Raw genomic sequence first — 12,697 nt, forward strand, 5'->3', positions numbered from 1 at the left:
GCCGCCAAAACTACACCGGAGAACCGTTCAAATGGAGCCCTCCGCCTGTTAAGAAATGTTAACAAACATCTGATTTACAATTATTTAACATTTATTCAGGTATTGTCTAAGCTCAACGCTGATGTCCGCTCATTGGCCGGACCGGTTTGCCCGTACACCTGCCCAAAAAAGATCAGTGCACAAGGAGCATGAAAAAAAACCGCGTTGCATGACCGCTTACTAACTTCCCCGACGAGAAGAATCGAGAAGTTCTGTACTTACCGTACCGATTGGAACGATGACGACTCTAGACGATAAAGTTTTATGAACAACAAGCAATACGACCGACGGAAGTTTGTGACTAATCTGGTCATGTATGGCATCGGGGCCAGTACCCTCGTAGTACCCACGCCCGGATTGGCCAATTCCGGAGCGGATGCCACGAACATCAATCATATTGGTCCACAGGCCGGGTTCACCCCGCAAATCGGAACCTTGCTGTCCATGCTGGACTGGGTGAGCGATAGCGTTATAAAGTACAATGCCAAGCTAACCGTTGAGCAACTGGACTATCTGTTCGATCAGGAGTCCAATACCATCGGCTCGTTGATGCTTCATCTGGCGGCTACGGAGGTTCTTTATCAGGATGTAACATTCCATAACCTCAAGGATTTCTCGGATGCCAACAAAAGCAAATGGACTGTGGCCATGGAGTTGGGAGAAGCCGCCCGAAAGCAGATCAAAGGCAATCCGCTGAGTTATTACAAAGATGCGTTTGCCGATGTTAGAGCCACGACGAAAGCCGAAATGAAAAAACGGGACGATGCCTGGCTCTTGGCCGGCGAAACCAAGGATTGGGATTGGAACAACTACTGCAAATGGTTTCACGTAACCGAGCATTACGCCAATCACCGCGGACAAATGACCTGGTATGCCAAACGAATACCCAAATGATAGATCTGTTACTGAAATATATTACGTATATTGCCCGTAGTGCATAAGACCAAAAAACGCCGAACTCATCGTGGCCCGGCGTTTCTGCACTCTTTTCTTAACTTAAACGCGGTTAAAGCGTCAGACCAATGACGCGAGAAATTGGTTTAATGTTGCACGCCAGCAGACACTTTATTACAAGCGGCAGAATACGTATGCCAATGGGTACGACAAACGCCGGGGCTTTTTGAGTCCCGGCGTTTGTCTTTACTTCCCGGAAAGGTTCGTGGTCAGGCGTAGAGAATTGAACAATTTACTTAGTTTTGTTGTACGCGTCAATGATAGTAAGCCTGACGTAAGTTGTCCGCCCGTTTGCCAATAAACGCACTGATTGATTTCGATCCGAATCTATTTCTGCACTAAACCTACACGCGACATGAATACTCAATCGACAATAAATCCCCACCCCTGGCGCCGTTTTTACCCAAAAGGCATTCCCGACGAAATTAACCCTGATGCCTATACGTCACTGGCCGCTTTGCTGGAAGAGGGATGCCGGCGATTTACGAACCGACCCGCCTATGCCTGCATGGGTAAGGAAATTACCTTTGGCGAACTGGATCAGTTGTCGGCACAGTTTGCCTCGTTTCTGCAAAATGGTCTGAAGCTACAGAAAGGAGATCGTATTGCCATTCAAATGCCCAATACGCTCCAGTATCCCATCGCGATGTTCGGAGCACTCAGGGCCGGGCTGGCCGTGGTCAATACAAACCCGCTGTACACGCCCCGCGAAATGCAGCATCAGTTCAAGGATTCCGGGGCCAAAGCGATTGTCATTCTCAGTAATTTTGCCAGTAATCTGGAGAAAATCCTCGCCCGAACGGAGATTCAGCACGTTGTCATCACGCAGCTCGGCGATTTACTGGGCTTTCCCAAAAAGCAGATCGTCAATGCCGTTGTCAAATACGTGAAGAAACTGGTTCCTGCCTACCACCTGCCCGACGCCATTTCATTCAACGATGCGCTGAGCCGGGGAAGTAGCCAGCCGTTCAGGCCCGTACCGATTCAGAATACCGATCTGGCCTTTGTTCAGTACACGGGTGGAACAACAGGCGTTTCGAAGGGGGCTATGCTGACCCACCGAAACATCATTGCCAATGTAGAAGGCCAGCATTACTGGATGAAGCCGGGCGGCACGCCCGATGGCGAGGGTATTATCGTAGCCGCCTTACCCCTTTACCACGTATATGCCCTTACGACAAATGCACTGGCGTCCCTGAAAAGTGGCTCCATGAACTTGCTGATCACTAATCCGCGCGACCTGAACGCCTTCATCGACGATCTGAAAAAGTACCGGATAACGGCTTTTACCGGCGTCAATACGCTGTACAATGGCCTGCTGAATCACCCCCGCATTAACGAAGTTGACTTCAGTTCCCTGAAAGTTACGTCAGCGGGCGGCATGGCCCTACAGACAGCCGTAGCCGAACGATGGGCCAAACTCACCGGCAATGTTCCCTGCGAAGGGTATGGTCTGACCGAAACATCGCCCGTGCTTTGCTCAAACCCGGTCGACGGTACGGTACGGGTTGGTACGATTGGCATTCCCTGGCCCAGCACCGATATGAAAATCATTCGGGAAGATGGCACGGATGCCAGCGTTGGCGAAGCCGGTGAGATTGTGGCGCGGGGGCCGCAGGTATTTCTGGGTTACTTCCGGCGTCCCGAAGAAACGGCCCAATCCATGCTGGGGGACTGGTTCAAAACGGGCGACATTGGCGTCATGAATGAAGATGGTTTCTTCAAGATCGTTGATCGCAAGAAAGACATGATCCTTGTATCGGGCTTCAACGTGTACCCGAATGAAATTGAGGATGTTGTATCGCAGTGCCCCGGCGTTCTCGAAGTAGCCTGCATTGGGGTACCCGACGAACGGTCGACGGAAGTCGTTAAAATATTCGTCGTCAAAAAAGATCCGAATCTGGAAATAGATACCATCAAGGCATTTTGCCGGGAGAACCTAACGCCCTACAAAGTACCACGGATCATTGAGTTCCGGCCTGAACTGCCCAAGTCTAACGTCGGCAAAATTCTACGTCGGCCTCTGCGGGATGAAGAGCTGGAAAAACTGAAAAAATAATTATACCCGTAGTTCGTGCCCTCACGAACTACGGGTAAGGTTCGTGTCCTTACGAACCTGCCTGCCCAGCTTATTTTCCCTTAACCTAGCGGCTATGTTTATGCTACCAGCTCCAGCGTATTCAGCGTTGACAGCTCCTGCTGGAATCCCTTGAGGTGTTTGATAAATCGGCTGGCTTTCCGGCGGGATACCTCAACCCGGTCACCGTTGATGAGGCTCACACTCAACTGCTGCTGGTCGGGATGGACGCTGTCCAGATACAATAAGTTAATAATGTTCTTTTTATGCAGTCGGGCAAAGACTTTGGGCGACAGGCGACCTTCCATTTTTTTCAGTGTCAGTGATACAATCAACTGACTACCGTCCGAAAAATGAAATATGGTGTAGTTCCCTTCGCCCTCCAGACGCACGATCCGGTGCATCGGCATTTTTTTGCGGCACCCCCAGAATGGAAGCGTAAGGTCTGACATGGAAAACTGGCCCGCGAGTTTTTCGACATGCCCTTTCGAGAGTGGATGAGTAACGACAGTTGCTCTCATATACCTGATTTGTTAAACGTGTGAATAGTTGGACTGCTTCTACTACTTAGCATGTAACCTGTACTTACCTTGCAGTAAGAGCAAATTACAAATTTTTCATTTTCAAGCAATTAGTCATTAAATAAATTTAGTTCATGTGGTAATAGTACTCACCCGAACATTACGTGCGATCAGGTGAGCAATTCGTTCTCAATGGGTTGTTTATGCCAAAAACGCATCACTTACGAACTTATTAAGTGGCTTTCTCATTGACAGCTAAGTAACAATCCTCTACGAATCAGCATGGCAACCTTGCTCGATTTAGTCGGTAATACCCCTTTGGTTGAGTTAAACCGTCTGAATCCAAATCCCAACGTTACAGTATACGGTAAACTCGAAGGCAATAATCCGGGTGGCAGCGTAAAAGACAGAGCCGCCGTCAGCATGATCCAGGGTGCTTTGTCCCGCGGTGAGTTCCAGCCGGGCATGACCCTGGTTGAAGCGACAAGTGGTAATACGGGCATTGCCCTCGCCATGATTGCGCGACTGTATGATATTCCCATTGAGTTGGTCATGCCCGAAAATTCAACCAGGGAGCGCGTGCTGACCATGGAAGCGTTCGGTGCCAAGGTTACCCTGACCGAAACCATTGAAAGTGCTCGTGACTACGCGGAAGCACAAGTGGAGAAGGGCGGCTTCCTGATGCTCAATCAGTTTGCCAACCCCGATAATTACCTCGCTCACTACCGCACCACGGGTCCTGAAATATGGCGTGATACCGACGGAAAAGTGACTCATTTTGTTTCATCGATGGGCACCACGGGTACCATTATGGGTACGTCGCGTTACCTGAAAGAGCAAAATCCGGCCGTACAGATTGTTGGCTGTCAGCCTACGGATGGCTCATCGATACCGGGTATCCGAAAATGGCCGACCGAGTACCTACCTAAAATTTTCGAACCCCAGCGCGTTGACCGCATTATGGAAGTTTCAGCCGATGAGGCAACCCTGATGACCCGTAAGCTGGCGAACGTTGAGGGTGTTTTTGCGGGTATGAGCAGTGGCGGATCAGTTCACGCGGCCCTTCAGCTGGCGCAGGAAATTGAGTCCGGTATTATTGTCTGCATCATCTGCGACCGGGGCGACCGCTATCTGTCATCGGACCTGTTCGGATAGCAAACGTTGCTTGTCCCGATAGAGAAATTACGTTATACAAAGATTCTATGGGCTAAACCAACCGGGACGGGCGGCCCTATAGTATCTTTGCCGGTATGTACAAGCACATCATTCTGCCCATACTGTTCCGCTTTGATGCCGAAACCATTCACCATACCGTTACGCGCCTGTTGCAGATAGCCTTGTCCATTCCGGGCGTATCGGGGCTTTGCCGGAAGTTCTACGTAGTTGACGACAACCGGTTGGCGCGCACCGTATTTGGATTAACGTTCCCGAACCCAGTGGGTATGGCCGCCGGGTTCGACAAAAATGCCGAGCTAATCAGCGAGTTAAGTGATCTGGGCTTTGGCTTTGTTGAAATCGGAACGGTAACGCCCCGCCCCCAGCCCGGCAATCCACGTCCTCGCCTGTTTCGGTTGAAAGCCGACGGTGGGTTGATTAACCGAATGGGCTTTAACAACAAGGGGGCTGGTCCGGCTGCCGAGCGTATACGGCATTTTGCAAAAAATCGGGGAAACCGACACGTCATTATTGGTGGAAATATCGGCAAAAATAAAGATACCCCCAATGAGGATGCGCTAACGGATTACCTCCTCAGCTTTCGGGAGCTGTTTGATGCGGTCGATTACTTCGTTGTTAACGTCAGTTCGCCCAACACCCCCGGCCTGCGTGACTTGCAGGAGCGGGAGCCCCTCACGCGCTTGCTGGCAGCGCTGCAACAGGAAAACCGCCAGAAACCAGCACCCAAACCCATTCTCCTGAAAATTGCCCCCGACCTGACAAATGGCCAGTTGGACGACATCATTGCGATTGTCGCCGAAACCGGCATTGCGGGCGTTATTGCCACCAACACAACCATCAGTCGGGAGGGTCTGACAACCGATGCGACCACCATTGCCCAGGTGGGCGCAGGCGGGGTTAGCGGGCAACCGCTACGCGAGCGCGCTACGGACGTGATCCGCTATTTACACCAGCAATCGGGTGGTTCGTTTCCCATCATCGGCGTTGGCGGTATTGCCACACCCGCCGATGCCAAAGAAAAGTTAGCGGCCGGGGCCAGTTTAGTACAGGTGTACACCAGTTTTATTTACGAAGGTCCAGCCCTCGCTAAACGCATCAACAAAGCATTGATAAGCGAACGGTAGCCCGTTACGGCTTCTCTCATTTGATTACCTACCGTACGGTCTTTTTTATTACTTCTCTATACCTCTTCTTGTCGTAGTTTCTCGTTAAAAAGTGGGAAATTTACCTGCAGTGACCGCCCATAACCCAACGTATGGCACAACCAACTACATCACCGCGTCAGAATACAATCCGACGTCCGGCCGAACGCAATGAACCCCGTCCGCGAGTCAACCGGGATGGCGAATCATCCGGTCGGTTCAAAACCCCGTCCTTCAATTGGGGTGCCGCCCTTGATCGCTGGCTAACTGACCAACGCTCGGCCTTAACTCTGGGCATGCTGCTGATGGGGCTGGCGCTGGGGCTGATGGTTGCGTTTATCTCCTACCTCATCAATGGGCCGGCCGACCAAAGCGTGGTCGGCGCAGCATTCTCCGAGCCACTCGTCGAAACCGGCACCGAAACGCGCAACTGGGTTGGGCTGGTAGGAGCCTATATAGCCCAGGTGTTCGTGTTCCGCTGGTTTGGCGTGGGCGCACTGGCCATACCCGTTATCGTCTTTTTGTCGGGCTACAAACTAACCTTTGGCAGTGAGCTGGTGCCGTTAGGCCGGGCAACCAAAGCCTTACTGTTTGCCGCCGTTTGGTGCAGCCTCATGCTGGGTTACATGGTGCTGGTTACCGACTCTGCCGAAACGGCCAGTGTTTGGTGCGGAGGCATCGGCTACGAAATCAATGAGGTGCTGTACAGTTTGTTCGGCTGGGGTAATCTGGCCTTTATCGGCTTTCTATTGTTCTTTTTCGTCGTTTATTTTTTCGATGTCCGGCATATCAAGCTACCGGACTTTTCCCGTTCTACCCAGCCGAGAACCCGAATGCGCTCGGATGATCCGTTGCAGACGTACGCCGAGAGTGAGCTGGAGCCTGAAGAGGAGGACGAGGTTGAGCCTGTCGATGAAGAAGATCCCGAGCCGGTCATGACAGCCAGCCAGCCGGTTCATGTGTTCGTACCTGACCCGGTTCGCCCCGTTGTGCCGGATGCTGTACCAACTGTCGAACAGCCTGCGCCAGCCACCTCACTACCCGAAGTCATTGCGCAAACCACCGGGGTTACGCTCACCATCAAAAATCGGGATACGACCGTCAACAACGGTGACACCACCGAAGAGCTTAGTGCCGTGCCCGCCCCCACGTTTGAACCCGATCCATTCGAAGAGGACGATCTGGTAGCAACGCACGGGTTATACGACTCAACACTCGATTTGCCGCAGTACCAGTACCCGCTTGCTACGCTCCTGACCGACTACCCAAACAGTCGGAAGGCGCAGGTTTCGGATGATGAACTGACGGCCAACAAAGAGAAGATCGAAAATACACTGCGCAACTTCGGGATTGAAATTGACTCCATACAGGCGTCTATCGGACCAACGGTTACGCTGTACGAAATTATTCCGGCCAAGGGAGTCAGAATTTCCAAGATCAAGAGCCTGGAAGATGATATAGCCCTGAGTTTATCGGCCCTCGGCATCCGGATTATTGCTCCCATGCCCGGTATGGGAACGATCGGGATCGAGGTACCGAACAAAAACCGCGAAATGGTTTCCATGCGGTCGGTCATTACGAGCGACGTGTTCGACAACAGCAAGTTCGACCTGCCCATTGTGCTGGGAAAAACGATCTCGAATGAGATATACGTAGCTGACTTGGCCAAAATGCCGCACTTGCTCATGGCTGGTGCTACCGGTCAGGGGAAATCCGTTGGTCTGAACGTGCTGCTTACCTCGCTGATTTACAAGAAGCACCCATCGCAGCTCAAACTTGTGCTGGTTGATCCCAAAAAAGTGGAGCTTACGTTGTTTAATAAGCTGGAAAGGCATTTTCTGGCCAAGTTACCCGACTCCGACGAGCCCATTATTACCGATACCAAGAAGGTGGTCAATACGCTCAACTCACTTTGTATCGAGATGGATAACCGGTACAACTTGCTTAAAGACGCTGGTTGCCGGAATCTGAAAGAGTACAACGCCAAGTTTGTCAAACGGCGGCTCAATCCGGAAAAAGGCCATCGCTTCCTGCCGTACATTGTCCTGATCATTGATGAGCTGGCCGACTTGATGATGACGGCCGGCAAGGAAGTTGAGCAGCCCATTGCCCGACTGGCTCAGTTGGCCCGGGCCATTGGCATTCACCTGGTTGTGGCTACCCAGCGCCCGTCGGTCAATGTCATTACGGGCTTGATCAAAGCTAACTTCCCGGCCCGTTTATCCTTCAAAGTGACATCCAAAATTGACTCACGGACCATTCTGGATGCGGGTGGTGCCGAGCAACTGGTGGGTATGGGCGATATGCTGCTTTCGTCTAACTCCGACATCATTCGTTTGCAGTGCCCCTTTGTCGATACCAACGAAATCGAAGACATCTGCGAATTCGTCGGGAATCAGCGTGGTTACGATGATGCCTACGCTCTCCCTGAATTTGTCGGCGACGATGGCGGTCAGGGCGAGGATAAGGATGTGGACATGGCCAATCGTGACCCCATGTTCGACGAGGCAGCCCGCCTTATTGTTCTTCATCAGCAGGGTAGTACATCCTTGATTCAGCGCAAACTCAAGCTGGGCTATAATCGCGCCGGTCGCCTGGTCGATCAGTTGGAAGCCGCTCGAATTGTGGGTGCCTTTGAAGGAAGCAAAGCCCGGGATGTACTCGTTCAAGATTTGCAAACCCTGGAGGAGATTCTGAAACGCCTGAAAGGTGAGTAATCGGTGACAGGTAAATAGATTAAACTTTTCCCCTTGTTTACCCGTCTAAGAATAAAACGCCCGGTTTATCGAATCAATCGGGCAGACTAAACAAGACGGTACGATCAATGAACATGAAGAAAATAGCTTGGATGCTAAGTTTGGCGTTCGTGATGACGCTCCCTGCTTTTGCTCAGAAAGACAAACGGGCGCAGGGCATTTTGGACGCGATGAGTAACAAATACAAGGCGCTGAAATCATATCAGGCAAATTTCACCGTGGGTGGTTCAGCAAAAGACGCCTACAAAGGAGACCTGACGGTGAAAAACGAGAAATTCCGGCTCTCCCTGGGTGGTCAGGAAGTGTTCACCGATGGCAAAACAATGTCTACGTACATCAAAGAATCGAACGAAGTAAACGTGCAGGATTACGATGCCAGTGGTAACAGTGAGTTCAATCCGGCTCAGATTTACACCATCTATAAGCGCGGCTTCGACTACCGCTTTCTGAAAGAGCAGAAACGGGCTGGGCGCACGCTGGAAGTAATCGAACTGACATCCAATCGACCCAAGAGCGCCATCAAAACCGTGCAGATGTCGGTCGATAAAGCGGACAAGTCGATTCGTAGCTGGATGATTACCAACAAGGACGGCAAACAGACGTCTTATACGATCACCAAGTTTACACCCAATGTAAACGTACCGGACACCTTCTTTGCCTTCGATAAGGCAAAGTATCCAGGCGTGGAGGTAGTCGATCTTCGGTAATTAGTTGGCACAAACAACGGGCTCCTCTGTCAGCAAGGGAGCCCGTTATTTGTGTCTGAGATTTTGGTCACCCCGACTTATACTTTCCCCCCGTACGACAGATCACCGGAATCGCCCAGGCCAGGTATTATGTACGAATGCTCGTTTAGGTGATCGTCTACGGCGCCGAGCCACAAGTGGCATTGCGGCAATTGCTGCTGCACATGACGGACGCCCTCCGGACTGGCAATGACGGCGGCAATGTGGGTTTGCGCCGGAATTCCATATCGCAACAGAGCATGGTAAACTTTTTCGAGCGAACGGCCCGTGGCCAGCATCGGATCGCAGAGGATAAGCGTTTTTCCACTTAAGTCAGGGCTCACGATGTAGTCCATGGCAATTTCAAATTCATCATTTTCCTCAGCGCTGTAGCCCCGATAAGCACCCGCGAAGGCATTCTCCGCCTGATCGAAGTAATTGACAAATCCCTGATGAAAGGGCAAACCGGCCCGCATAATAGTCGCTAATACCGGCTGTTTACGAAGAACCTGCGTGTGGGCAGTACCCAGAGGAGTTTTTACAGCTATGGTTTGATACGACAACGTCTTTGAGATTTCGTAGGCCATCAACTCACCAAGTCGTTCCAGATTTCGCCGAAAGCGCATCCGATCCTGTTGAATGGCCACATCACGAAGTTCGGCTATGTAGTGGTTCGCTAATGAGGGTTGCTGCGTCAGAACAAACATAGTATAAAGGCTTCTTTCGGTGTAATTTAGCCGCAAGGTTGGCGTATATCCAAACCAATTCCCTAATTTAACCGGCCTATAGCCTGCACCGATCCACCAGAATAAGCCTAATAACACCGCCAGTCAGTAAGTTACATGCGCCTAAACGTTTATCTTTTCTGTTCGCTTTTCCTTTCGTTTTCGGTTCGGGCACAAAGCCCATTTGTGCCGCTCAACGCAGATTATTACCATATAATTGACCGGCTCGAGATTCGCCAGAACAAGTGGGCCGAAGGGTTTCACAGCTCCGTGAAACCATACAACCGGCAGAGTATCATTCAACTCACCGACAGCGCAGCCGCTCACCCTACCCGCGACTTTTCGGATACGGATTACTTCAATTTTGATTACCTGCGTAATGACAGTTGGGAATGGGTAGCCCCCCGCGACTCCCTAAAGCCCGATCCATTTACGCGCCACCTGAGGCCTGAAGCCGGCCCCGGCGACAGCAAAAAACCATTTCTAACCCATTTTTATCGGAAGAAGGCTGATTTTTACAACCTGCAAACGCCCGATGTTGACCTTCACGTTAACCCGGTTCTGTATTTTGGTTTTGGCGCCGAAAACATCTCTGGCTCAACCACAACGTTGAATACCGGCAGTCAGGCGCAGTTCGTCAATACAAGAGGACTCGAAATTCGGGGTACTATTGGTCGTAAACTCGGGTTTTATACGTACTTCGCCGACAATCAGGCTATTTACCCGGAGTATATTCAGCAATATGGCCTGACGTATGGTCAAGACAGAAATGTATCCGGTACAGCACAGCCCACAGCGCCGGGCGAAGGATTTGTGAAGCCCTATCGGACAACGGGTGCCGATTTCCTGACGGCTCGGGGCTACATTACGTTCAATACGCTCAAGGTCATCAATGTGCAGTTTGGCCACGACCGGAATTTCCTCGGCAATGGGTTCAGGTCGTTATTCCTGTCAGACAACAGCCCGGCTTATCTATTTCTGAAACTATCCACCAAACTGGGTCGTCGGATTCAGTACACAAACCTCTTTACGTCTCTCCAAAACACGCAGGCTCCCCGACCACAGGACGACAAGTTTATTCCGCCCAAGTTTGCCGCCATGCACCACCTGAGCATCAACCTAAACGACCACATGAATCTGGGCGTATTTGAAGCTGAGGTGTTTAGCCGGGACCGCCTTGATTTAAGCTACCTGAACCCGATTATTCTGTATCGCTACGTTGAGTCCAGCCTGGGCAGCAGCGACAACGCATTCATCGGCATTGACTTCAAGGCTAACTTCCTGTCTCATTTTCTGGTGTACACCCAGTTTATGCTGGACGAATTCCGACTAAAGCCCTTAATGGCGGGTAAAGGCGACTGGACCAATAAGTTTGCATTTCAGTTGGGAGCGAAATACATTGACGCGTTTTCGGTACCCAATCTTGATATTCAGACGGAGCTTAACCTAGCTCGTCCGTACACCTACTCTCACGAAGCCTCCCCTTCCGTAACTTCCGGCCAGACCAATTATGCCCACTACAGCCAGCCATTGGCTCACCCGCTGGGCGGCAATTTTGTGGAAGGGCTCGGGATTGTACGATACCAGCGTAAACGCCTGTCGGCCAATGGCATTTTTGGTCTGATGATGTATGGAACGGATCCAGACGCCAGCATCAACTACGGGGGAAATATTCTAAAAGATTACACCTCCCGCTTTCGCGACGAGGGCAACTTCATTGGTCAGGGTCGCAAAACGGTGGTTACTTACGCCGACCTCCGGGCATCGTACATGATTCGACACAACGTATTTCTGGAAGGGCGTTATCTGTATCGCTATCAGGATAGCCAGTACAAACCCGATAGCTACACCGATCAGGTGGCTAGTTTTGCCATACGCTGGAATCTCGCCTACCGCAACTGGGTCTTTTAATAAATTCTGCGTCATAAAGTCGTAAGCTGGCCGTATGTTTACGTCGTTCTGCCCCCCGGCAAACGACTTCACTACTTACTTCTTTATCCCATGCTCGATATTATTCGCCAGGAACTAACCGAAGCCCAGTCTGTTTTAGACGCGTTTCTGAGCAATCCCGCTCATCTGTCGGCTATTGAACAAGCGGCTGCTCTCATGGCCGACGCGCTCAAAAACGGCCGTAAAATCATATCCTGCGGCAACGGCGGTTCTCATTGCGATGCCATGCATTTTGCCGAGGAGCTATCGGGACGGTATCGTGACAATCGGCGGTCGCTGGCAGCCATCGCCATTTCGGATGTCAGCCACATTTCCTGCGTGAGCAATGACTATGGCTATGAGTTTGTTTTTTCCCGCTTTGTTGAAGGCCTGGGCAACGAGGGCGATGTCTTGCTGGGATTAAGCACAAGCGGCAATTCGGGCAACATCATCCGGGCGGTTGAGGCTGCTCGCCAGAAAGGCATGAAAGTGATACTGCTCACCGGCAAAGACGGCGGTAAGCTCGCCGGTCAGGCCGACGTTGAAGTTCGGGTTCCTCATTTTGGGTACGCTGACCGGATTCAGGAGATTCACATCAAGGTGATCCACCTGTTTATTCTGCTCATCGAAAAACAGGTCATCTAAACCAAACA

General features: G+C 51.3%; 10 protein-coding genes. 8 read left to right on the plus strand and 2 right to left on the minus strand.

Annotated features, from left to right (window positions below):
* The first annotated feature begins 303 nt into the window (after positions 1-303).
* Both ACYU87_RS13405 and ACYU87_RS13410 read left to right on the plus strand, forming a co-directional pair.
* Positions 304-933 (plus strand): DinB family protein, encoded by a 630-nt coding sequence (locus tag ACYU87_RS13405; RefSeq protein WP_461134593.1) that lies wholly within the window; start codon positions 304-306, stop codon positions 931-933.
* A gap of 415 nt (positions 934-1,348) precedes the next feature.
* Positions 1,349-3,052, plus strand: coding sequence for an AMP-binding protein (locus tag ACYU87_RS13410; RefSeq protein WP_461134594.1), 1,704 nt, complete (start codon positions 1,349-1,351; stop codon positions 3,050-3,052).
* Between the two features lie 98 nt (positions 3,053-3,150).
* On the opposite strand, the gene ACYU87_RS13415 is transcribed toward ACYU87_RS13410, so the two are convergent.
* A complete protein-coding gene (locus ACYU87_RS13415; RefSeq protein WP_461134595.1) occupies positions 3,151-3,591 on the minus strand; it encodes a LytR/AlgR family response regulator transcription factor in 441 nt (146 codons plus the stop codon).
* A 282-nt stretch (positions 3,592-3,873) separates the two neighbouring features.
* On the opposite strand from ACYU87_RS13415, the gene cysM reads away from it, so the two are divergent.
* The 4 genes from cysM (at position 3,874) to ACYU87_RS13435 (ending at position 9,372) form a co-directional block, all read left to right on the plus strand.
* Complete coding sequence (gene cysM, locus ACYU87_RS13420; RefSeq protein WP_461134596.1) at positions 3,874-4,746, plus strand: cysteine synthase CysM; 873 nt, start codon at positions 3,874-3,876, stop codon at positions 4,744-4,746.
* A 95-nt stretch (positions 4,747-4,841) separates the two neighbouring features.
* Positions 4,842-5,891 carry a quinone-dependent dihydroorotate dehydrogenase gene (locus ACYU87_RS13425; RefSeq protein WP_461134597.1) on the plus strand — a complete coding sequence of 350 codons (1,050 nt, stop codon included), beginning with the start codon at positions 4,842-4,844 and terminating at the stop codon, positions 5,889-5,891.
* 131 nt (positions 5,892-6,022) lie between these two features.
* Positions 6,023-8,626 carry an FtsK/SpoIIIE family DNA translocase gene (locus ACYU87_RS13430; RefSeq protein WP_461134598.1) on the plus strand — a complete coding sequence of 868 codons (2,604 nt, stop codon included), beginning with the start codon at positions 6,023-6,025 and terminating at the stop codon, positions 8,624-8,626.
* Positions 8,627-8,739: 113 nt separating this feature from the next.
* The gene (locus tag ACYU87_RS13435) at positions 8,740-9,372 is read left to right on the plus strand and encodes a LolA family protein (RefSeq protein WP_461134599.1); all 633 of its coding nucleotides are present in this window, start codon (positions 8,740-8,742) and stop codon (positions 9,370-9,372) included.
* 77 nt (positions 9,373-9,449) lie between these two features.
* Here ACYU87_RS13435 and upp read toward each other — a convergent pair whose 3' ends face one another.
* Complete coding sequence (upp, locus tag ACYU87_RS13440) at positions 9,450-10,097, minus strand: uracil phosphoribosyltransferase (RefSeq protein ID WP_461134600.1); 648 nt, start codon at positions 10,095-10,097, stop codon at positions 9,450-9,452.
* A 135-nt stretch (positions 10,098-10,232) separates the two neighbouring features.
* Here upp and ACYU87_RS13445 point away from each other — a divergent pair, with 135 nt between their 5' ends.
* The gene (locus tag ACYU87_RS13445; RefSeq protein WP_461134601.1) at positions 10,233-12,026 is read left to right on the plus strand and encodes a hypothetical protein; all 1,794 of its coding nucleotides are present in this window, start codon (positions 10,233-10,235) and stop codon (positions 12,024-12,026) included.
* Between the two features lie 90 nt (positions 12,027-12,116).
* The gene (gene lpcA / locus ACYU87_RS13450; RefSeq protein ID WP_461134602.1) at positions 12,117-12,689 is read left to right on the plus strand and encodes a D-sedoheptulose 7-phosphate isomerase; all 573 of its coding nucleotides are present in this window, start codon (positions 12,117-12,119) and stop codon (positions 12,687-12,689) included.
* Positions 12,690-12,697: the final 8 nt, after the last annotated feature.

This window comes from Spirosoma lituiforme (assembly GCF_054776635.1).

What these genes read in the sequence shown, in the direction of transcription:
- ACYU87_RS13425 (WP_461134597.1), top strand. Translation starts at nt 4,842, where the DNA reads ATGTACAAGCACATCATTCTGCCCATACTGTTCCGCTTTGATGCCGAA.
- ACYU87_RS13415 (WP_461134595.1), bottom strand. Translation starts at nt 3,591, where the DNA reads ATGAGAGCAACTGTCGTTACTCATCCACTCTCGAAAGGGCATGTCGAA.
- upp (WP_461134600.1), bottom strand. Translation starts at nt 10,097, where the DNA reads ATGTTTGTTCTGACGCAGCAACCCTCATTAGCGAACCACTACATAGCC.
- ACYU87_RS13410 (WP_461134594.1), top strand. Translation starts at nt 1,349, where the DNA reads ATGAATACTCAATCGACAATAAATCCCCACCCCTGGCGCCGTTTTTAC.
- ACYU87_RS13445 (WP_461134601.1), top strand. Translation starts at nt 10,233, where the DNA reads ATGCGCCTAAACGTTTATCTTTTCTGTTCGCTTTTCCTTTCGTTTTCG.
- cysM (WP_461134596.1), top strand. Translation starts at nt 3,874, where the DNA reads ATGGCAACCTTGCTCGATTTAGTCGGTAATACCCCTTTGGTTGAGTTA.
- ACYU87_RS13435 (WP_461134599.1), top strand. Translation starts at nt 8,740, where the DNA reads ATGAAGAAAATAGCTTGGATGCTAAGTTTGGCGTTCGTGATGACGCTC.
- ACYU87_RS13405 (WP_461134593.1), top strand. Translation starts at nt 304, where the DNA reads ATGAACAACAAGCAATACGACCGACGGAAGTTTGTGACTAATCTGGTC.
- ACYU87_RS13430 (WP_461134598.1), top strand. Translation starts at nt 6,023, where the DNA reads ATGGCACAACCAACTACATCACCGCGTCAGAATACAATCCGACGTCCG.
- lpcA (WP_461134602.1), top strand. Translation starts at nt 12,117, where the DNA reads ATGCTCGATATTATTCGCCAGGAACTAACCGAAGCCCAGTCTGTTTTA.